The sequence below is a fragment of the Proteus sp. GOKU genome (assembly GCF_015475555.1).
GTDB lineage: Bacteria > Pseudomonadota > Gammaproteobacteria > Enterobacterales > Enterobacteriaceae > Proteus > Proteus mirabilis_B.
This window is the reverse complement of the sequence record NZ_CP034105.1, coordinates 2,009,613-2,032,211: the sequence shown is the minus strand read 5'-3', so window position 1 is coordinate 2,032,211 and position 22,599 is coordinate 2,009,613. Positions and strand designations below refer to the sequence as shown.

Here is a 22,599-nt window from a genome sequence, read left to right as displayed (position 1 = left end):
GGAAACGGCTGAATAACAGCCGTTTTTATGCCTATGCTAAATCGTCATATTCTATCGCTAATATTCTGTTGCTTTGGTTTATTTCTTATTGTTTATAGTGCGTATTCATTAGGTGATTTTAGTGAATATGGTGCCGCATTTATGCCTTCTATTATTGGCGGTGGCATGATTATATTTTCATTAATAGATATATTTTCACGTGATCAAGAAAGTGATATTCCATTAGTTTCATGGCATGAAATAAAATTTGTCTTATTAATTATTGGCATTATTCTTTTTTATGTTTTGGCATCAGATTATCTAGGTTTTATTTTAACGGGTCTAATTATTACAGCACCGTTAATGATGAAATATGCAACAACAAAACCTATATATAGTTTTATTATTTCAGCCAGTGTGGTGTTAGGTGTGTATTACTTATTTACCGCTGTACTGTTAGTACCGCTACCTCAACTATTTTCATAAATAGAGAACAACAGTATGGATATATTAATTAGCGCACTTGCTTATATTGATTACACAACAATACTTGTCGTTATTGGTGCTTGTTTATTTGGCTTATTTGTTGGTGCAATTCCCGGATTGACATCAACAATGGCAATCGCATTAATGGTACCATTTACTTTTTTTCTTGATCCCATTCCTGCATTAGCCTTAATGATTTCTGTCGGAGCCTCTTCTATATTTGCGGGTGATATTCCTGGTGCCTTATTAAATATTCCGGGTACACCTGCATCGGCGGCTTATACCAATGATGCACACTCCTTAGTTAAAGAAGGTAAAACAAACCGTGTATTAGGTATGTCGTTAACAAGCTCTGTCATTGGTGGCGTTATCGGTACGATTATATTAGCGTCCACAGCACCAATTTTAGCTGAGTTTGCTTTAAAATTTAGCTCTTATGAATATATGTGGCTCTCTTTAATTGGACTTAGCTGTGCAACCATTGTTTCAGGCTCACATATTCGAAAAAGCTTATTAGCACTGTTTTTTGGTATTGCATTAGCGACTATTGGTTACGATGAATTTACCGGACAAGCACGCTTTACTTTTGGTGAAGTCTCTTTAATGCAAGGAGTAAGCTTTATTCCAGCAATGATAGGATTATTTGCCATTTCAGGTGCAATTAAATATTACGTTGAACGCTGGAAAGAAAAGCAAATCACACTAAGTGAAGTGAATGCTGAAAATAACTCTTACAATATTTTTAAAGGGATTGGTGGTGTTGTTCGCCAGCGTAAGGGCGGTATTTTCCGTAGCGGAATAATAGGAACATTAATTGGTGCTTTACCCGGTGCTGGTGCCGATATTGCAGCATGGATCTCTTATGCGGTTTCAAAAAAGCTTTCCAAAAAACCAGAGAAATATGGCCATGGCTCTGAGGAAGGTATTGTTGATGCTTCAGCGAGTAATAATGCAAGTTTAGCAGGAAGTTGGATCCCATCTTTAGTCTTTGGTATTCCGGGCGATTCTGCGGCTGCAATTATTATCGGTGTATTGTATATGAAAGATATGCAACCGGGACCAACACTGTTTTTATTCAACCCTGATAAGTTGTATGCCGTTTTTATTATCTTCTTTATCGCTAACCTTATTTTATTACCGATTGCTTTTATTGTTGTCAATTTATTGAAAAAGATTGTTGCTATTGATAATGCGATTATTTATCCAGCAATTATCTTATTTAGTCTTGTCGGCTCTTACGCAATCACAAATACAATGTCTTCTATTGTTGTTATGTTGGTAATGGGTGTTATCGGTTATTTTCTTCAAGAACGAAAATTTCCAATATCACCGATTATTTTGGGCATGATCTTGGGACCAATGTTAGAAAAGAATTTACTCTCATCATTAATGAAATCTGATGGTGACTTAATTAATTTTGTTAACAGACCTATTTCGATGGTATTAGCAAGTGTATTTCTACTCATTGTAATAATGCAAATTAGAGGTGCATTTAAAGCTAAATAACTAACTTATTCAATACTCAATATTTATTACTAAACAATTAATCATAGAGAGATACTTTTTTAAGTGTCAGGGAAAACTCACCTTAAATAAAGTCAGTTTATTTAAGGTGTCAGAAATCAGCAGATAAATAAAAATATCGGGTGATCACATGAAAAAAATATTAAATAAGCCAGAAAATTATGTCGATGAAACATTAGCAGGTTTATGCCTTGCTCATAGTGATATTTATCGCCAACCACAGCCAAGATTGATTACTCGTTCTAAAAAAACAGATAAGCCCAAAGTGGGTATTGTCACTGGCGGTGGTTCAGGTCACTTACCTGTATTTACCGGATATGTTGGTGAGGGGCTACTCGATGCAGCCGCTGTAGGTGATGTTTTTGCTTCACCTTCTGCCGATTTAATGGCAGATGCTATTCGTGAGGCGAACAACGGATTAGGCGTATTGCTACTTTATGGTAATTACGGTGGCGATATCATGAATTTTGATATGGCGACTGAAACGGTTGATTTTGAAGATGATATTCGTTGTACAACCGTTTTAGCCGCTGACGATGTAGCTTCAGCAAAACCAGAAGAAGCACACAAACGCCGTGGTGTTGCTGGGATGATCTATGGTTTTAAAATGGCGGGCGCTAAAGCAGAAGAAGGAGCAACGCTTGATGAAGTCACGCGTATTGCTCAAAAAACCATGGAAAATACCCGAACTATTGGCTGTGCGTTGACATCTTGCACCTTACCCGCAGTAGGACATCCTACTTTTGAAATTGGTGAAGATGAGATGGAAATGGGGATGGGCATTCACGGAGAGCCGGGAATTTGGCGTGATAAATTACGCAGTGCGGATGATATTGCACAAGAGATGTTCGAGCGTTTACAAGCAGAATTATCATTAAAAACAGGCGATAAAGTTTCTGTATTAGTTAACTCTTTAGGCGCAACGCCATTAGAAGAGCTTTATATTCTGTACAACAAAATTGCACAACTGATTAATAAAACAGGTTCAACCATTGTGCATCCATTGGTCGGTCGTTATGCCACATCTATGGAAATGACAGGGGCAAGTTTAACATTGTGCAAACTGGATGATGAGCTAGAAGCCTTGATGAATGCACCGGCTCATTGTGCATTCTGGAGGGTATAGCGATGAATATTACGCTTGAAATGCTCAAACAAGCGGTTGCTCGTATCGCTATAGCTTGTGAACAATCTCAATCTATGCTTTGTGAAGCAGATAGCCGCCTAGGTGATGGAGATTTAGGGATCACCATGCAAAAAGGCTGGCGACAAATTGCTGACGATTCGCAAGATTGGCCTGATGATCTCAGCAAAGCACTTTTTCAATGCAGTAAATCATTACAAAAAGCCTGTGCTTCTTCTTTTGGTACATTGCAAGCAACGGCTTTTATGGCAATGGCAAAATATTGCAAGGAAAACCAGCTTCAAGAAATATCGCCCTCCGACATTTCGCCATTATTAACGGTTGCATATCAAAGCATGATGGCGAGAGGGAAAGGGGAATTAGGACAAAAATCCGTCCTCGATATTCTTTACCATTTATCTGAAGCGCTAAAACCAACATTAGCTATCGATAAACTAAAAACAACCGCATTACAGAGTGTCGATAGCACGCTTAATGAATTCCGCCAAAAACCTAATTTATTAGGTCGAGCTCGTATGTTCCCAGAAAAATCTATTGGGTTAGATGATCCTGGCATGTTGGCAATTAAAGTTATTGTTGAAGCAATCTGATTTAATAAAGGTCTTTATATGAAAAAATTATTTGGCGTTACAGTGGCAATGGTTACTCCGTTTGATTTGAACGATCAAGTGGATATTAAAGCGTTATCTGCATTGACTGAAATGTTAGTAACCAAGGGTGTCGATTGTCTTTATCCTTGTGGTACAACGGGCGAGATGTTGCGTTTATCCGCATTAGAACGTAAAAATGTTGCAAAAACCGTTGTCGAAACAGCGAATAAACGTTTACCTGTTTTTATTCATGTTGGTGCAATGACATTAAATGAAACCATTGAGTTAGCCAAACACGCAGTTGAAATTGGTGCTGATGGTATTGGTGTGGTAACGCCACAATTTTTTGGTGCGACAGACAGAGAATTAGAAAACTATTTTGTGACAGTGGCAAACAGCGTACCGGATAATTTCCCTGTTTACCTGTATAACATTCCACAATGTGCCGCAAATAATATAAAGCCTGAATTAGCGGCAAGAGTACAACAACAGTGTAAAAATGTAATTGGTATTAAATACAGTTTTGCTGATAACAATACAACATTAAGTTACCTTGCTGTTGCAGAGGGTTTTTCAGTTCTTCACGGTTACGACAAATTATTCTTAGGATTATTAGATGCAGGTTGTGATGGTACAGTTTCAGGTTGTGCTTGTGTGTTCCCTGAGCCATTTGTGAATATGTATAAAGCCTATATTGCTGGTAACTATCCAGAAGCGAAACATTGGCAACAATTTTGTGTGAAATTTAGTGATGCACTTAAGTCTGGTGCGAATATGGCAATATTTAAATCAGCATTAACCATGCGTGGTTTAGAAGGCGGCCATATGCGTTTGCCACAACTTGATTTATTGTCTGAAGAAAATCAACAGTTAAAAGAAAATCTAACTCAATTATGTAAAGAAGCAGGCATCACTTTTTCACTTAATTAAATAGTGGTTAAACAAACGTCCCCGTTATTTTAGTTGATTGGTTGTATGTTGATCCTTTTAAGCAGTATAGGCTTTTCTATACTGCTTTTTTAAAACCAAAACATACATAAGGTGCAATGGTTTATTGTGCTAAAAAGTGACCGTATTGTGCGATATCGACATTACCGCCACTGATAATAATACCAATTTTCTTACCTTTTAATTTATCACCGAATTGACGAGCTGCCGCTAAACTTAAACAACCCGTTGGCTCTACAATCATTTTCATTCGCTGAGCGTAAAACTGCATAGCCGAAATTAACTCTTCATCTGTTGCAGTTAAAATATCATCCACATTGTTACGAATGATCTCAAAAGTATAATTGCCTAGATGCTGAGTTTGTGCGCCATCTGCAATTGTTTTCGGAGTATCAATATGAATGATTTCGCCTTTGCGTAATGATTGTTGTCCGTCATTTCCTGCTAAAGGTTCAACGCCAAAGATTTTACAATCGGGTGAAAGGGCTTTGGTTGATAATAAAGAGCCAGAAAGTAATCCACCACCACCTAATGGAACAAATAGCATATCTAATTCACCAATTTCATCAAACAGCTCTTTGGCAGCAGTACCTTGTCCCGCAATAATATGAGGGTGATCGTAAGGTGGAATTAATGTTAGACCTTCTTTTTGTGCTAATTGTTGTCCAATTTTTTCACGATCTTCAGTATAACGATTATAAGTGATCACACGACCACCATAGCCTTTTGTTGCGTCCATTTTTGCCTTTGGTGCATCTTCAGGCATGATAATTGTTGCAGGAATACCTAATAGCTTTGCCGATAAGGCAATTGCCTGAGCATGATTACCTGATGAGAAAGTCACAACACCATTTTTACGTTGTTCTGCGGTAAATTGTGATAATGCATTCATCGCACCACGAAATTTAAATGCACCCATTCGTTGAAAGTTTTCACATTTAAAATAAAATTGCGCCCCTGTTAGCTCATTTATCGTGCGAGAGGTTAAAACAGGTGTTTTATTAAGATAAGGCAGAATACGTTGATGGGCTTGTGCAACATCTTTATAGGTAGGAATAGGCAACTTATTCATGAGATTGCTCCTTGATCACGACGGCTTCAATTTCAATTTTGCTTCCAAAGTGCAGTTCTTTTACACCTGCGACTAATCTTGCTGGTCTGTGTTCACCAATCCATTTTGCATATAGCTCATTAACAATAGGCCACTCGTTAATATCTGTCACATAGACTTTAATTTGAGCAATATCGGTTTTCTTTGCATTAATTCCGAGAAGACAAGCATTTAAGTTTTCAAGCACTTGTGTGATTTGGACTTCAACAGGCTTGTCTGCCAATGGATTACCTTGTTTATCTAAGGGCAATAATCCAGAAACAAACGACATATTATTTGCAGTAACAACATGAGAGTAATGCCCACCAGGAGATGAGAGGGCATCAATATTTTGTAGTGTAAGATGTGAGGTCATTGCGGTTTCCTATTTCACTTAAGTTAGATAAAATGTATACTTATTTATACACAATGTCTAACTTTAGATCAATAGTTTACTTTTCACAAAATGCCAGAGTATATCCCGAATAAAACGGAGGATGAGTTAATTCATTTTTGGAAGTAGCAAATTTTCTTTGTGCTATTTCTTTAATCGCTTCTTTTATTTTAGAAAAATCAACTTTATTTTCATTACCGGATAAAAAATTGTAGATATTTCCAGCCAATAAACAATAAATCTCGTATTTTAAATATGAATTATCAGAAATTCCCAAATCATCTATTGCTTTTACGACTTCAGGGATATTTTGTAAATGCTGGATCATTGTACTTTGAGCTGCATTTTTATCTAAATCCAACTTAAATTGGTTAGAGATTAAAAAAAATAAAATTTGTTTCGCCTCCTTATTCACAATAATTTTGTTATCGTGGTATAAATTATCAATTGCCCGATGAATTATTGAAGAAGGGAGAATTTTCTTTTCATTTCTCCACCAACCTAAAATATCGCTATCTACCTTCTTATAAGCTTTATTTAGTAATTCCATTGATTTTACTTGATTTTTTATATCAACCCTATAAGAAGATATTTCTTCTGGTGTATAAAAATCTCGTATTTTTGATATTAACTCTTTACTGATTTTTGCAATATCGACGGTAATCTCTTTCTTTTTATCACAATTAGCTATGGAGATGTCTAAATAGGTATTTTTAATATTCTTGATATTATTTAAAAAAATCCCATAAGTATTTAATGGTTCTTTATCATTAACTTTATTCTGTTTGTTATTTACAATTACAAATTTTGCTGAAATATTTTTCATAAAAATTCCTTTTGTCATTAAAAGGAATTTTGACAGAATAAAAAATAAGTTCTTTCATAAATAAAACCGATGAATTTAATAAAAAAGAGGTGAAAATATATCACCTCTTTTGTTTCTTATATGACATTAAAAATAAGGTTTAATAAGAGCAACGCGTTATTTTCCACGCTGTATAAATGGCTATTAAGGGCGCTAATGCTAAAAATAAGAATAGAGCAGATGCAGAAGAAGAGAGTCCTTCAGGAGTACCACTATTAAAGCCATTTAAATTGACTATCATACCTGCAAATGCAGAGCCTAGAGCGGTTGCAAACAGTTGTACGGTTGTAATTGAAGCGCCTGCAATATCTTTATCTTGCGTCGAAGCTGCTTGTAATATACGTGTTAATAGGTGAGGCCAACCAAAACCAATGCCATAACCCACTAAGAACAAAGCAAATAAAATAATAAAAAGACTAACCGCGTTTTCTGATTGCAGTAGTGGGTTTGGAATAACAAAAGCCAACACAAGTAAACCGATAAAAACAATAATAGGGCCACTTAAAATACTAAAACGCATTTTAGCACCTTGCCAACTTGCGCTAATCACTTCAGCAACTGTCCAGCCTAATGCCATTAATGCACTCATATAACCTGAAGCTAAAGGTGTTTGCATATGTAAGCTTTGTAGATAATAAGGAACAAAGATCTCACAAGTCATGCCAATAGCTAATAAAGAAATAGTTAAATACAAAAGTGCATGTAAAGAGAGACCTTTAAACGTATTAGTGGGTAGTAACCGAACAGTAAGGCGTTTCTCACAAAAAATAAGCACACCAATTAAACCAAATACCACCACGATACTCAGTAAATTAATGGTAAGTGAGGAAGAAAGGCTACCTGATGAAATAAGCAAAACTGCGGCTGTTAAAATGATTAGCTGAAGATAAGGCAAGCTTTGTGATGTTGATTTTGGAGCGTCACTGTCATTCTTTGGTAAGATAAACCACAGATAAATACCATAAAAAAACATGATAGGTAACATAATACCAAAGGCATAACGCCAAGCATCTAATTGAGCAAAAATACCACCAATAGCAGGGCCAATTAGTGTAGCAACACCCCACATACCTGAAATTAATGCCATTGCTCTTGGCCATAATGCTTGATCGTAAACGATATTCACCATGGCGTAAGAAAGGGCAAATAAAAGCCCACCGCCAAGGCCTTGAACAAATCGACCAATTAGCATGACTTCCATTTTAGGTGCTATTGCACATAACAAACTGCCAATAAAAAATAATACCGTACCAGCTAAATATGCGCCTTTAGCACCTAATAAATTAAGTAAGCGAGCAGACAATACTGAGCCAATAATTGAAGCAGCTACAAATAGCGTAGTATTCCATGCATATAATCCCATTCCACCAATATCTGTTACAACAGAAGGCAAAATAGTGGTTGCCATTAAAATATTAATCGCGTGGATCACGACACCAAAAGAGAGGGCAAAGGAGATTGCACCATTCCGCCCTGAAAAGAGATCACGCCATTGGCTATTATTATTTGGGTGCATTAGAAAAAATATCCTTCTTTTATTGCTATTACGACATAGCTTCGTTAAATTACCAAGATAAAACTTGGATAAATAAATACTGAGACGCTTAATATGTCAAGAAAAAACTTGGAATATAATTATCCTGCGCAACGTACTGTTGGCGATAAAATTCTATTTTTAATTAAAAAACATGGACCTATGCAAGCAAATGAAATTGGGCAACGTCTTGGTACAAGTAGTGAAGCCGCAAGACAACAATTTGTAAAACTTGCTAATGCAGGATTTGTTGAAGCGATTACCGAGCCAAAAGGTGTTGGAAGACCTATTCAATATTGGCATTTAACCGAATTAGGGCAGAAACAATTTCCTGATACCCATGCTGAATTAACCGCTCAGATTTTACTAACTATTCGTGAAGAATTGGGTGAAAGTGCTATCGAAAAAATCATTTTAGCACGAAAGAAACAAAGTTATCTGCGCTACACACAAGCAATAAAAGACGCGGATGAACTCACAGAACGTTTAGATATTTTAGCCACACTGCGTAGTCAAGAGGGCTATATGGCACACTGGGAGCAAGTAAAAGATAACGAATATCTTTTTATTGAAGATCATTGCCCAATTTGTGCAGCAGCTAAAGTGTGCCAAGGTTTTTGTAATACAGAGAAAGAGCTATTTTCTGAAACACTAGGGGTAGAACTACAACGTGTTGAATATATTTTAGAAGGCGCAAGACGTTGTGCCTACCGTATTAAAATCTAATTTTATTAAGCCACAATTAAGCCTTAAACAATAAAAGCAAAAACCGCGCAATAAAGCGCGGTTACTGTTCTGTCCTTAGAAATTTAGCTTAGTTTTTACAATGTAATCGCAGAAGCTTTCCAAATTCTTTGCATATATTCTGTTACTGCACGATCCGCAGAGAAATAGCCCATTTGGCAAATATTTAACGCAGATTTTTTCAACCAAGCCTCTTCATCTTGATAAAGCACATCAACACTATCTTGCGTATCAACATAGCTACGATAATCGGCTAATACCTGATAATGATCGCCAAACTCAATTAAGCTATCGAAAATTGATTTGTATTTATCAGGGCAAGTTGGATTAAAGAAGCCATTAGCGATTTGGTTAAGCGCAGTGTGTAATTCGATATCTTCATCATAATAACGACGAGGGGAATAACGCTGTCTTAACTCTGCCACTTCTTGCGCATTGTGACCAAAGATAAACATATTATCAAAACCAACATGCTCACCAATTTCAATATTAGCACCGTCAAGTGTACCGATAGTTAATGCGCCATTTAGGGCAAATTTCATATTCCCTGTACCAGAAGCTTCTGTTCCTGCTAATGATATTTGCTCAGATAAATCTGCTGCGGGGATAATGTGTTGCGCTAAACTTACGCCGTAGTTAGGAATAAAGATCACTTTTAGTTTATCTTTAATACGCTCGTCATTATTAATCTTACAGGCAATATCGTTGATAAGATTGATAATTTTTTTCGCATTATAATAAGCTGATGCAGCTTTACCTCCAAAAATAAATACGCGAGGCACCCAGTTTTTCTCTGGATTTTCTAAAATGCGATTATAACGAGTGATAATGCCTAACACATTGAGAAGTTGGCGTTTATATTCATGAATACGCTTGATTTGTACATCAAACAGCGCATCAGGATTAATATCAATATTTAAATCTTCCTTAATGATCTGCGCAAGATTTTGTTTATTGATACGTTTTGAATCTTTTAATTGGTGCAAGAAATTTTTATCTTTCACCAATGGCATTAATTCACCTAATTGCTCTAAATTGGTTCGCCAATTTGTACCAATATGGCTATCAATTGCATTAGAGAGAGAAGGGTTTGCTAATGCCAACCAACGGCGTGGTGTGATCCCATTGGTGATATTGCAGAATTTCTTAGGATAGATCATCGCAAAATCAGCAAATAAAGATTGCACCATTAATTGGCTATGAAGTTCAGAAACACCATTAACTTGATGACTAATAATAACCGCTAACCATGCCATACGAACATTACGGCCATTCTCTTCATCAATAATAGAAACACGACGTAATAAGTCGTTATCGTTAGGGAACTGGGCTCTAACTTGTTTCAAGAATTTATCATTGATTTGGAAGATGATTTGTAAATGGCGAGGAAGTGAACGACCAAGCATATCAACAGGCCAAGTCTCTAATGCTTCACCCATTAATGTATGGTTGGTGTATGAGAATATATGAATGGTTTGTTCCCATGCTTCATCCCAGCTAAATCCATGATTATCAATTAGCTGACGCATTAACTCAGGAATGGCAAGAACAGGGTGAGTATCATTAAGATGAATTGCAATAAAATCTTTTAGATTATCAAAGCGTTGATGCAGATGATAATGGCGTTGCAAAATATCTTGAACAGAAGCACTTACTAAGAAATATTCTTGTTGTAAACGCAACATTTTACCTGATGTTGTTGAATCATCAGGGTAGAGAATACGAGAGATATTTTCAGAGCGATCTTTTGCTTCTGTTGCCTCTAGGTATTCACCTTTATTAAATTTACCTAAGTTAAACGCCACATTTGATTTAGCTGACCATAAACGAATGGTATCTGTCGCTTGTGTGTTATAACCCGGAACAATAGAATCATAAGGTTGTGCCATCACATTGAAGGTATCAACCCAATAATTTTTCTCGCCTTCTTGCTGTAAACGCCCGCCAAAATCTACTTCAAATTGCAAATCATGACGAGGAAATTCCCAAGGATTACCTTTTTCAAGCCAGTTATCCGCAACTTCATGTTGTTCGCCATTTTGAATTTGTTGGCGGAACATTCCGTATTCATAACGGATACCATAACCTGTAACGGGATAACCTAATGTGGCACAAGAATCAAGGAAGCAAGCAGCCAAACGGCCTAAACCACCATTACCTAAACCAGGATCGGGCTCAAGTTCGATTTGTTTTTCAAGATCAAGACCTAACTCTTTTAATGCCTCTTTAACTTCGTGATAAACACCTAAAGAGAGCATGGCATTGGTTAAAAAACGCCCCATAAGAAATTCCATCGAAATGTAATAAACCTGTTTTACTTTCGGTGAAAGCTCCGCTTTGGTTGATTTTAACCAGCGTTCAACTAAACGGTCTCTAATGGCGTAAGAGGTTGCATTTAACCAATCTGTTGGTGTTGCATATTTTGGCGACGTACCAACGATAAACATTAGTTTATAAACAATAGAACGCTTTAATGATTCAATATCCTTATCAGGTGATAAATAATCAAATTCACATAAATTTTTCATTATAAATCTCTTTTTGTTATTCACTGGCTCAAATAGACCTCATGTCTATAAATGTTGATACAGTGTCGCATACGTTTTTGCAGCGGTTTCCCAACTAAAAATAGTTTGATTCATGCCATCAGTTTGAGCTTGTTGCCACTGTTTAGGCATACTCCATAAGGTAAAGGCACGATTAATAGCCTGACGCAAAGAGTCTGGTGTCGCTTCATAGAAAACAAAACCCGTAGCTTGGTGATGTGCTAAATTTTCTAATGAACAATCATTAACCGTATCGGCTAATCCGCCTGTGTGTCTCACTAAAGGTAGAGCGCCATATTTCAAGCCATATAACTGAGTTAATCCACAAGGTTCAAAACGACTAGGCACCATAATCACATCAGCACCTGCGACAACTTGGTGTGAAAAACTTTCGTCATAACCAATATGAACTGCTACATTTTGCGGATATTGTTGTTGTGCGTGTAAAAATGCCGCTTCAAGGTGACTATCGCCAGTACCTAATAAAACAAACTGGCCACCTTGTTCAACGATATCAGGAAGCGTTTCAATGACTAAATCGAGCCCTTTTTGCGAAGTTAAACGACTGACAGCTGCAAAAAGAGGAGCAGTATTGTTGACAGGTAAACCACATTTTTTCTGTAATGCGGTTTTATTTTCTAAACGTTTATTCAGGTTTTTAACATCATAACGACGTGTAATTAAGCTATCTGTTGCAGGGTCCCAAACTGCCTCATCAACGCCATTTAAAATGCCACTTAATCGCTGTTCATAAGCACGTTGACGTAATAATCCCTCTAAACCGTAACCAAACTCTTGAGTGGTTATCTCTTTGGCATAAGTTGGGCTGACTGTCGTAATGTGGTTAGCATAAAAAAGACCTGCTTTTAGGAATGAAATTTGTCCGTAATATTCCAGTCCATTAATTGAAAAACTGTAATCAGGTAATTCAAGTTGATGCAGATGATAAGGTGAGAACTCACCTTTATAAGCCAGATTATGAACAGTAAAAACAGATTTTGCTGAATAATGTTTAACTGCTAAATAAGCACAAGCAAGCCCTGCGTGCCAATCATGGGCGTGAACAACATCAGCTCGCCATAAAGGATCTAACCCCGCTGATAATTCGCTTGCTACCCAACCTAATAAGGCAAAACGAAAAACATTATCACCATAAGGATGCTGATGTTGATCGTGATAAGGGCTACCAGTACGTTGATAAAGATGAGGTGCATCAATAAGATAAATATCAACACCTTGGTATTGTCCATAAAGCAGAGAAACATTACCGGCAAAGGTATCGATATTAGTTACTAATTTGAGATCAGGAATATTATCTTTGATAGCAGGAAACGCGGGTATAACAACCCGCGCATCTAAACCTATCTTTTTCTGAGCTAAAGGCAAAGAGCCCATAACATCAGCTAATCCCCCTGTTTTTAGCAGAGGGAATAATTCAGAACAACAGTGAAGGACATTCACGAAAAAGCCTCCTCATTTTGAGGTTTTTGTTCTGCATTTGTTTTAGTCGGATTTTCTTTTTCATTACGTGCGAGTTGCTCAAGCATTTCTCTTGTTACCAGCACGATACCTTCTTCAGTACGGTGGAAACGTGCAGCATCTTCTTCTGCATTCATCCCAATAACAGTACCTTCTGGAATAGTACAACTACGCTCAATAATGCAGCGTTTTAAGTAGCAATGATGGCTCACTGTCACATCAGGTAAAATCACGGAATCTTCGATATGACAGAAAGATTCAACGCGAACTAATGGGAATAAAATAGATGAATAGAGCGTTGATCCATTGATAATACAACCGTCAGCAATTAACGAGTTCATCATCTGCCCATGTTCACCATGATTATCTTGGACAAATTTAGCTGGCGGTAACGGTGTCATAAAGGTGCGTATTGGCCAGTCTTTTGCATACATATCAAGCTCTGGTGTTACAGAGGCTAAGTCGAGGTTAGCAGACCAATATGCTTCAATGGTTCCTACATCACGCCAGTATGGTGGTACTGAAGGATCTGAACTGACACAAGAGAGTTCAAATGGGTGAGCAAGAACATCACCACGTTCAGTAATTTTAGGAATGATATCTTGACCAAAGTCATGGTGTGAATTTGGGTCACGGCTATCTTCTTCTAATAAATCAAAGAGATAATCTCTATCAACCACATAAATACCCATACTTGCTAATGAATGATCAGGATCATCAGGAATACAAGGTGGGTTTGATGGTTTTTCTAAGAAGTTGAGCACTCGACGATTTTCATCGATATCCATAATACCGAATTGGAATGCATCTTCTTTAGGAACACGAATACAAGCTACGGTGAATTTTGATTTATTTTCAACGTGATCAAGTAATAAACGGGCATAGTTCATTTTATAAATATGGTCGCCAGCTAAAATAACGACATATTTTGCTTTGTAGCTACGAAGAATATCGAGGTTTTGATAGATAGCATCAGCTGTCCCCATATACCAATGTTCGGTATTACGGCGTTGCTGAGCAGGTAATAAATCAACAAACTCATTCATATCTTCGTTGAAGAATGACCAACCACGCTGAATATGTTGAACTAAAGAGTGCGATTGATATTGGGTAATTACACCAATACGGCGGATCCCTGAGTTAAGACAGTTTGATAGCGTAAAGTCGATAATTCGAAATTTCCCACCAAAGAAAACCGCCGGTTTTGCACGTTTTGAAGTCAATGCTTTTAAGCGTGTACCACGACCTCCCGCTAAAACGAGTGCAATTGCCTCTTTAGGAAGTTGTTGTGCCAACATTAATTTTTGGCCTTGTTCTGTTGTCATCATAGTTATAGCACTCCAATCAAATTACTTAACTTGGGAGGAAATAATGGGTAATTTTTCAGTAGAAGACTGAGTATAAAAAACGCTATTTCGCCAAAGGGTGATACTGTTAGGTTGTATTTCACAATGCTCAGATTGTGTTGGGTGACAATCAGGCCAGCTAGCCGTATCAAGCAAGCAAGACCAAGACCCTTCAGGTAAAGAAAAAACAGCGCTGTTTCTTAATGGGTTAAACATTAAGATCCATTGTTGCGCTAAAAGAAGTTGTAATGGTGAAGGTGGAAGTTGTTGCCAATCTTCATTACTCATAGGTTGAGCATTCTGATTTAACCAAATGACATTTTGGCTATCTTCTTCCCACCATTTAAGCGAACTTAAAGGTGTAATTTGGTGACGTAATTCAATAAGGTGGCGAATGTAATCAGTTAAGTTGTAAGGCTGTTGAAACCATTTGATCCAACTGACTTTATTATCCTGACAATAAGCGTTGTTATTACCATATTGCGTATTACCCACTTCATCACCGGCGAGTAAATGAGGTGTTCCTCTAGAAAGCAGTAGCGTTGCCAGCATGTTCCTTGTTGCAAGCAATCTGTATTGACTTATTTTTTCGTTAACTATCAAACCTTCTTCACCAAAATTCACACTGTAATTGGTGTTATGTCCATCTAGGTTTGATTCTCCATTCTCCTCGTTATGTTTATTCTGATAACTCACTAAATCCCGCAGTGTAAAGCCGTCGTGGCTAGTTATCATATTGACGCTAGAATAGGGAGGTCTGCCATTTTTGTGGTATAGCTTTGCAGAGCCTGTAATATTGTCTGCAAATGTCGCAATAGAGACATCACGCCATAACCAAAAACGACGAATAACATCGCGATAACCATCATTCCATTCTGTAAATGGAACAGGGAAATTACCGACTTGATAACCATCAGAGCCTAAATCCCAAGGCTCTGCGATAAGTTTAATGCGTGACAGTAGCGGATCTTGTCGTATAGCCGTCAATAGTGGTGATTGAGTATCAAAATAGGGAACTCGACCAAGACTTGTCGCTAAATCAAAACGAAAGCCATCGACATGGAATTCTGTCACCCAATAACGCAGGCAATCCATAACCCACTGCACCGTTTCAGGGCGACTTAAATTGAGTGTATTACCACAACCCGTCCAATTTTGAGCTTTATTTTCGTCGTTTAGCCAATAATAGCTTTGGTTATCAATACCACGTTGCGAAACAATATAACCTTCGAATTGATCACTTAGTTCCGCAGTATGGTTAAACACCACATCTAAAATCACTTCAATATTGGCTTTATGTAGGCTTCTTACTGCTTCTCGAAATTCATCAATAATATTGCGACCTGAATTAGAATAATATTGAGTCGATAAAGCGAAAGGCGCTAATACGTTATAACCCCAATAGTTTTTTAAACCGATTTTATGAAGATGTGGCTCTGTTAAATGATATTGAACAGGCAATAACTCTAATGCCGTAATGCCTAATTTTTTCAGATGTGAAATAAAAGCAGGGTGCCCTAATGCTGCATAAGTGCCCCGCAATTTTTCGGGTATTTCAAGATGCAGTTTTGTCAGTCCTTTTACATGTCCTTCGTAAATAATGGTTTCTGACCACGGTGTATTTAAACGCTGATAAGTGCCTTTTTCTTTATAATAATGGCAAAAACAGCCGCTATCATCGGTGATAACTGCTTTAGGTGTAATCGCACTATCATCATGCTCTAATGCATTAAAAACAGGGGAGGTGTAAGGTAATGTATTATCAACAATACCCGTCACCTGTTTTGCATAAGGATCTAATAATAGTTGCTGAGGTTGATAGAACAATCCTTGTTCTGGGATCCATTCACCTTCTACACGATAACCATAATGTAAACCGGGCCCTGCACCGGGCAAATACCCATGCCAAATTGAGCCAGTTTTACCCGGTAATGGGTAACGGATCTCTTTGCCTGCTTTATCAAACAGGCAAAGAATGACTTTAGTGGCATTTTCACTAAAGAGTGTAAAATTTACTCCATAGCCATCATAATGACTGCCCATAGGAAAAGGGCGACCATAATCTAAAGACATATTAATCCTTCAATCTTAAATACAGCGTCGCAAGTGGGGGTAATGACAATGACAAGGAGTGAGGCTTACCATTAAATGCACTTGCGGTTGTCTCTATTTCACCTAAGTTTCCTACATTACTGCCGTTATAAAATTCAGAATCACTGTTGAGAATTTCCTGATAAGCACCGGCTTTATTGACACCGACAACGTAATTGTGATGAACAACAGGCGTGAAATTACTGATAACAATAATTTCATTGCCTTGTGCATCTTTACGGCAAAAAGCAAAGACGGAGTTATCGTGATCATCAACGGTAAGCCACTCAAAGCCTTCGCGTTCAAAATCACATTCATAAAGCGGAGCATTAGCTCGATAGGAAAGATTCAAATCTCGTACAAAGTGTTGAACACCTTGGTGTGGACTATTAGGCTCTTCAAGAAGGTGCCAATCTAAGCTACTGTCATGGTTCCATTCACGCCACTGTGCAAATTCACATCCCATAAATAGCAGTTTTTTGCCGGGATAAGCCCACATAAAGCCAAGATATGCACGTAAATTGGCAAATTTTTGCCAATCATCACCTACCATGCGACCGATCAACGAACCTTTACCATGCACAAATTCATCATGAGAAAGAGGCAAAACAAAGTTTTCGTTATAGGCATAGAGCATGCCAAAGGTCATTTGATTATGATGATATTTACGATAGATAGGATCACGTTGCATATAAGCTAACGTGTCATGCATCCACCCCATATTCCATTTGTAATTAAAACCTAAACCACCATCATCAGGCGGTAAGGTAACACCCGGAAAATCAGTAGATTCTTCTGCAATTGTGATTGTACCGGGACAAGTTGTACCCAATAATTTGTTAGTGTGACGAATAAAATCAATGGCTTCTAGATTTTCACGTCCACCATGTTTATTTGGGATCCATTCGCCTTCTTTTCGGCTGTAATCACGATAAAGCATTGAGGCAACAGCATCGAAACGGAAACCATCAAGCGCAAAATGTTCATGCCAATACAATAAATTACCGGAAAGGTAATTCAGTACTTCATTACGCCCATAGTTATAAATCAAGGTATTCCAATCAGGATGAAAGCCTTCACGTCTATCTGCATATTCATAGAGTGATGTGCCATCAAAATTACGTAAACCGTAATCATCTTCAGGGAAATGACCGGGAACCCAATCTAAAATGACTTTAATTTCAGCTTGATGTGCCGCTTCAATAAAGTCACGGAAGTCCATAGGAGAGCCAAAGCGACGAGTTGGTGAATATAACCCTAACGGTTGATATCCCCATGAACCATCAAAAGGATGTTCATTAATAGGGAGCAACTCAATATGAGTAAAACCCATCTCTTTAACGTATGGAATTAACTGTTCAGCTAATTCGCGATAACTTAACCAGCTTTGATCATCAGTATGTCTACGCCATGAACCTAGATGAACTTCATAAATAGACATAGGAGCATTGCGTTGATTCGCTTGCTGACGCGATAGTGGCATCGGTTTGATTGGTGGTAATGTATTGATAATTGATGCAGTTTCAGGACGTATTTGTGTTTCAAAAGCATAAGGATCAGCTTTTAATCGATGTTCACCATTCGCATCAAGAATAGAATATTTATAGCAATCACCAAGATGAGCCTGTGGAAGGAAAAGCTCCCATATTCCACTTTCACGACGTAATCGCATTGGAAAACGTCTTTCATCCCAGAATGAGAAATCGCCTACAACACTTACACTTTTTGCGTTAGGTGCCCATACAGCAAAAGTAATACCATCAATATCACCCAGTTTTGCAGGGTGCGCGCCTAAACATTGGTAAGGGCGCGAGTGATGACCTTGAGCTAAAAACCAAATATCCATTTCTTGCAATAAAATGCCAAATTGATAGGGATCATCAACGACACCTTGTGCATTTTCCCACGTTACATCTAAACAGTAACTAAAACGACGTTTACGTCGAGGGATAACGCCACAGAAAAAACCACTAGGATGCTTACGCTCTAGTGTTGCTACATTTCGACCGTTTTTTCTATCGATGACACTGACTGCAACTGCATCTGGTAAAAAAGCACGAACCTCTAAACCTGCCGATGTTTCATGCATACCAAGAAGTGCAAAAGGATCAGACTCATACCCATTAATTAGTTTTTCTATTGCTTTTTTTGTCACAGCTACAGACATCTTATCGTCCTTCGTTGCCAGCAAATAAATTAATAAATTTTATATATAAATATCAGCATAGAACGTTAATTTAAGTTAAACAATAAGTGTTTATAACAGATTATTTAAAATCAAAATAATTTACATAGGTTAATATACTTATTTATTAAATTTAATGAATTGAATTTAAATGAATTAAATAGATTGAATAGAGGAAGATCGCGAATTATAAAAACAGCACGATTAGCGTTTTTACCTATTCATAAAAAGAAGATTATCATTAGATATTTTTAATTAAACAGCTAGCAACTAGTTTTAAAAAGTGTAATTAATAAGATTGGAATCGCTATTTTTATGAAAAACAATCGCTTATTTCATTAGTAAAATTAACTTTTTTGCTGGGTAAGCCATTGTTCAAAATCGAGATGTGTTTTGGTTTTTTGTACACCTAATGGCGTTAAAGCGTAATAACTTATCGGTGCAATTTGGATATTTGGAAATAACACTTTTAAAGCACCGTTATTTATTTCATTCGATAAAATCGAAACAGGACCAATGCCAAGACCTAATCCTTCAATAATAGCTTGCAGCGAAATATGAAAATGATCAAAGCGATAGTGACGCGAGAATGACAACTGCGTATTGAGATGAGTCGCGTTTAACCATTGTTGCCAATGCCCGGGACGAGTAAGCGTATCGATAACAGGGCAGTCAAAAACATCTTCAAATTTAGTGACACTGTAACGTTTTAAGAATTTTTCAGAAGCAATTAAACAATGCTTATCCTCTAAAAAAACAACAGATGAATACTCTTGTTGCTGAGGTTGAGGGCGAATAATCAGATCATCATGGCTAATCAAATGAAATCGCTCGCTATTTGCAGACGCAATTTGGATATTTGCATTAGGATATTGAAGATAAAAATCCTCCATTCGCGGAATAAGCCATTTTAAACAAAGTGTTGTAGGAACACTGATATTTAAAATATCGTTTCTTCCACCATTACCATAGCGAAAACCAATATCATTTAATTTATCAAAAACTTCACTTAATTCTTGCGCCAGCGTCAATGCGTAGGGGGTGGGAACTCGACATAAACCTTGTTTATTAAATAAAGTGACGCCAAACCATTTTTCTATAACTTGGATATGACGACTAATCGCACCATGAGTGACACATAATGTTTGTGCGGCTTCGGTATAACTTTGGCTATGACAAGCGACTAAGAAAGCACGTAATGAAGGCAATGGAGGAAGATTTCTCATCATAATTTTCTCGCTATAGTTTACGCATCATAAATAAAACGGGCTTTCTGATTAAAACTCACAATACCGTGACATTTTATCACAGGTAAAAATAAAGAAGGCAGGTATGATACAGCGTCTTTAACTTATTGAACTTAAAGGATGATAATGAGTTTTATCGCGGTTATTTTACTGGCAGTATTTTCTGGAGTGATCAGTGGCGTTGTAGGGACTGGCTCTTCTATTTTATTAATCCCTGCGTTGACCTATGTTTTTGGTGCTAAGGAAGCAGTACCCATTATGGCGTTAGCTTCTGTGATGGGTAATTTATCGCGTATTTATTTATGGCGACACAGTATTCGCTTTAAACCACTATTTTATTATCTGTTACCCGGTATTCCTGCCGTTGTTCTTGGCGCTAATACACTATGGATAATGCCAGAGAAATGGCTAAATATTGGTATGGGAATGTTTTTTATATTGATGATCCCTGTGATCCACTTATTACGCAAACATCAAATCAAAATGAAAACTTACCAAGTTATTATTGCTGGTGCGGTTATCGGCTATTCAACGGGTGTTGTATTTTCCACAGGGCCATTAACTATTCCTATATTTTCTGCATATGGTCTGACATTAGGCCCATTACTTGCAACGGAAGCTGCCGCGTCATTTGTTATTTATCTCACAAAAGCCTTAACGTTTAGCCAACTGGGTGCGGTTAATAGCTTTATCTTAATTAGTGGGGTGTTAGTGGGCTGTGGTTTAACTGTAGGAAATTACCTTGGTAAAAAACTGGTATTAAAACTGACACCAAAACTTTTTCAATGGCTGTTAGATGCTATGCTGATTTTTGCTGGTGGCTCACTGCTTTTTAATGGCATTTACTCTTAATAAAAATGGCTGTATTAACAGCCTTTACTCTAATTATTATCTGATAAATAAGGTATTAATAAAGTTTGTGAAATATCAACAAATGGCAGCAACTCATTAACGGAGGCTCCTGCTCTTGCTCTCAAAGAAATTGAATGTAAAAGGGCAACTACACCCAATGCAATGGTGTGAACATCCGTTCCTTCTTTTAATTCACCTGTCTCTAATGCTGCTTGTAAGGCATCTTCAACTTGCTGAGTTTGTGCGTTAATGACTTGATTTAACATCGTTCTTATCGCTGGATCTTCAACTTCAGTCACCGCCGTTGAAAGCACCATACAGCCGGTTAATCCTTCGCTATCAGTATAAAAATGGATAGCTGAAATCAGATAACGCTTTACTCTTTCTGTCACTCTATCTTGATCAGATTGTTTCTCAAGTTCATGACGATAACGCGTGGAAGCAATATGATTAAAGCGCTCAATCGCTTTTTCATACAATGCCGCTTTATTACCAAATGCAGCATACAGGCTAGGCTTATTCATTTGCGTTTCAATGACTAAGTCATCCATAGATGTTGCTGTAAATCCTTTACGCCAAAATAATGCCATTATTTTTTCAAGTGCAGCATCACTATCATAACGGCGAGGGCGACCTTTCTTTTGCATTTTGTACCATTTAGTAAGAAATGTATTTACTCAGTATAAAACAAATGTCATTATTTTACTAATCAGTACAAAATAGGAAAATAAAATGAGTCATAATGAAATGCTGTATGGAAAGAATATGCCTTCAATCATTAAGCTTGTTGAGGAAGGGCGTAAGCAACAATCCAAACCTCTTAAAGTCGGTATCTTTGTTTGCCCCGGTTTTATGCCTATGGATATTAATGGTGCTCAATCAGTATTTACCATTGCTAGTGCAGAAATCTATTTTATATGGAAAAAGAAAGAGTTAGTGGAAGGCTATATTGGCTGGCCAACAATGCCAACCATGACTTTTGATGAGTGCCCAGAAGATCTAGACGTATTAGTGGTTGGAATGGTGCCACCAGAGATTGTTGAAGATGAACAGACATTGGCGTTCTTCGCCAAAATGGGTAATAAAGCGCGTTATGTCATTGGTACATGTTATGGCTCTTTAGTTTTGGGTGCGGCTGGACTATTAAAAGGTAAGAAAGCGACCAGTAATTCTAATGTTGTTCCGATGTTACCGGATATGGGAGCGATAGCAGTAGAGGGAAGTGAAGTTGTTATTGATGGCAATATTTATACCTCAGGACCCGCAACTGGTTCATTCGACGCTTCATTATTAGTATTAGAACAACTGTTAGGCACACCTTTTGCTCAATTAGTTGAATTAGCAATTGAATATGATCCCCGTCCTCCTTTTGGTACAGGTTCACCTACTTTAGCGGGGCCTGAAATGACCGCTATTTCACAAAGCTTAACCGCTAATTTAAATGCTCAATTTCATCAAGCCGCACTTAATGGACTCAAAAAGCACCGTTAATTTAAGTTAATAAACGATAGAATAAGGAAATAAATATTGATGTTTACCTAAGCTGTTTTATTTC

19 protein-coding genes are annotated in these 22,599 nt (G+C 37.4%); 8 read left to right on the top strand and 11 right to left on the bottom strand.

Annotated features, from left to right (window positions below; all coding sequences use genetic code 11):
* Nucleotides 1-27 precede the first annotated feature (27 nt).
* The 5 genes from EHE21_RS09485 (at nt 28) to EHE21_RS09465 (ending at nt 4,653) form a co-directional block, all read left to right on the top strand.
* Complete coding sequence (locus EHE21_RS09485) at nt 28-465, top strand: tripartite tricarboxylate transporter TctB family protein (protein ID WP_194952540.1); 438 nt, start codon at nt 28-30, stop codon at nt 463-465.
* A gap of 15 nt (nt 466-480) precedes the next feature.
* Entirely contained in the window at nt 481-1,971 is a 1,491-nt protein-coding gene (locus EHE21_RS09480; RefSeq protein WP_194952539.1) for a tripartite tricarboxylate transporter permease, read from the top strand.
* 148 nt (nt 1,972-2,119) lie between these two features.
* Nucleotides 2,120-3,115 carry a dihydroxyacetone kinase subunit DhaK gene (locus tag EHE21_RS09475; RefSeq protein WP_194952538.1) on the top strand — a complete coding sequence of 332 codons (996 nt, stop codon included), beginning with the start codon at nt 2,120-2,122 and terminating at the stop codon, nt 3,113-3,115.
* A 2-nt stretch (nt 3,116-3,117) separates the two neighbouring features.
* The gene (locus EHE21_RS09470; RefSeq protein WP_228766763.1) at nt 3,118-3,723 is read left to right on the top strand and encodes a dihydroxyacetone kinase subunit L; all 606 of its coding nucleotides are present in this window, start codon (nt 3,118-3,120) and stop codon (nt 3,721-3,723) included.
* Between the two features lie 18 nt (nt 3,724-3,741).
* Complete coding sequence (locus tag EHE21_RS09465) at nt 3,742-4,653, top strand: dihydrodipicolinate synthase family protein (protein ID WP_194952537.1); 912 nt, start codon at nt 3,742-3,744, stop codon at nt 4,651-4,653.
* Between the two features lie 121 nt (nt 4,654-4,774).
* On the opposite strand, the gene EHE21_RS09460 is transcribed toward EHE21_RS09465, so the two are convergent.
* From EHE21_RS09460 to EHE21_RS09445, 4 genes are all read right to left on the bottom strand, one after another.
* Complete coding sequence (locus tag EHE21_RS09460; protein ID WP_194952536.1) at nt 4,775-5,743, bottom strand: threo-3-hydroxy-L-aspartate ammonia-lyase; 969 nt, start codon at nt 5,741-5,743, stop codon at nt 4,775-4,777.
* Nucleotides 5,736-6,137 carry a RidA family protein gene (locus tag EHE21_RS09455; RefSeq protein ID WP_194952535.1) on the bottom strand — a complete coding sequence of 134 codons (402 nt, stop codon included), beginning with the start codon at nt 6,135-6,137 and terminating at the stop codon, nt 5,736-5,738. The genes EHE21_RS09460 and EHE21_RS09455 overlap by 8 nt, the downstream gene beginning before the upstream one ends.
* 76 nt (nt 6,138-6,213) lie before the next feature.
* Entirely contained in the window at nt 6,214-6,981 is a 768-nt protein-coding gene (locus EHE21_RS09450; protein WP_194952534.1) for a hypothetical protein, read from the bottom strand.
* Between the two features lie 139 nt (nt 6,982-7,120).
* Nucleotides 7,121-8,536, bottom strand: a complete 1,416-nt coding sequence (locus tag EHE21_RS09445) for an MFS transporter (RefSeq protein ID WP_194952533.1) — start codon at nt 8,534-8,536, stop codon at nt 7,121-7,123.
* Between the two features lie 93 nt (nt 8,537-8,629).
* On the opposite strand from EHE21_RS09445, the gene EHE21_RS09440 reads away from it, so the two are divergent.
* Complete coding sequence (locus tag EHE21_RS09440; RefSeq protein WP_194952532.1) at nt 8,630-9,280, top strand: helix-turn-helix transcriptional regulator; 651 nt, start codon at nt 8,630-8,632, stop codon at nt 9,278-9,280.
* 95 nt (nt 9,281-9,375) lie between these two features.
* Here EHE21_RS09440 and glgP read toward each other — a convergent pair whose 3' ends face one another.
* The 6 genes from glgP to EHE21_RS09410 all read right to left on the bottom strand — a co-directional run bounded on the left by glgP (nt 9,376) and on the right by EHE21_RS09410 (nt 20,174).
* The gene (gene glgP / locus EHE21_RS09435) at nt 9,376-11,826 is read right to left on the bottom strand and encodes a glycogen/starch/alpha-glucan family phosphorylase (protein ID WP_194952531.1); all 2,451 of its coding nucleotides are present in this window, start codon (nt 11,824-11,826) and stop codon (nt 9,376-9,378) included.
* Nucleotides 11,827-11,871: 45 nt separating this feature from the next.
* A complete protein-coding gene (gene glgA, locus EHE21_RS09430; protein WP_088495554.1) occupies nt 11,872-13,305 on the bottom strand; it encodes a glycogen synthase GlgA in 1,434 nt (477 codons plus the stop codon).
* Nucleotides 13,302-14,651 carry a glucose-1-phosphate adenylyltransferase gene (gene glgC, locus EHE21_RS09425; RefSeq protein ID WP_194952530.1) on the bottom strand — a complete coding sequence of 450 codons (1,350 nt, stop codon included), beginning with the start codon at nt 14,649-14,651 and terminating at the stop codon, nt 13,302-13,304. Before glgC ends, glgA begins: the two co-directional genes overlap by 4 nt.
* 21 nt (nt 14,652-14,672) lie before the next feature.
* Entirely contained in the window at nt 14,673-16,742 is a 2,070-nt protein-coding gene (glgX, locus tag EHE21_RS09420; RefSeq protein WP_194952529.1) for a glycogen debranching protein GlgX, read from the bottom strand.
* Between the two features lies 1 nt (nt 16,743).
* Nucleotides 16,744-18,927: a 1,4-alpha-glucan branching protein GlgB gene (gene glgB, locus EHE21_RS09415; protein ID WP_194952528.1), complete on the bottom strand. Its 2,184-nt coding sequence runs from the start codon at nt 18,925-18,927 to the stop codon at nt 16,744-16,746.
* Nucleotides 18,928-19,292: 365 nt separating this feature from the next.
* Nucleotides 19,293-20,174 (bottom strand): LysR substrate-binding domain-containing protein, encoded by an 882-nt coding sequence (locus EHE21_RS09410; protein WP_228766762.1) that lies wholly within the window; start codon nt 20,172-20,174, stop codon nt 19,293-19,295.
* A gap of 144 nt (nt 20,175-20,318) precedes the next feature.
* On the opposite strand from EHE21_RS09410, the gene EHE21_RS09405 reads away from it, so the two are divergent.
* Nucleotides 20,319-21,044, top strand: a complete 726-nt coding sequence (locus EHE21_RS09405) for a sulfite exporter TauE/SafE family protein (protein WP_194952527.1) — start codon at nt 20,319-20,321, stop codon at nt 21,042-21,044.
* Between the two features lie 29 nt (nt 21,045-21,073).
* Here EHE21_RS09405 and EHE21_RS09400 read toward each other — a convergent pair whose 3' ends face one another.
* Nucleotides 21,074-21,691 (bottom strand): TetR/AcrR family transcriptional regulator, encoded by a 618-nt coding sequence (locus EHE21_RS09400; protein WP_194952526.1) that lies wholly within the window; start codon nt 21,689-21,691, stop codon nt 21,074-21,076.
* An 85-nt stretch (nt 21,692-21,776) separates the two neighbouring features.
* On the opposite strand from EHE21_RS09400, the gene EHE21_RS09395 reads away from it, so the two are divergent.
* The gene (locus EHE21_RS09395; RefSeq protein ID WP_194952525.1) at nt 21,777-22,535 is read left to right on the top strand and encodes a DJ-1/PfpI family protein; all 759 of its coding nucleotides are present in this window, start codon (nt 21,777-21,779) and stop codon (nt 22,533-22,535) included.
* Nucleotides 22,536-22,599 lie beyond the last annotated feature (64 nt).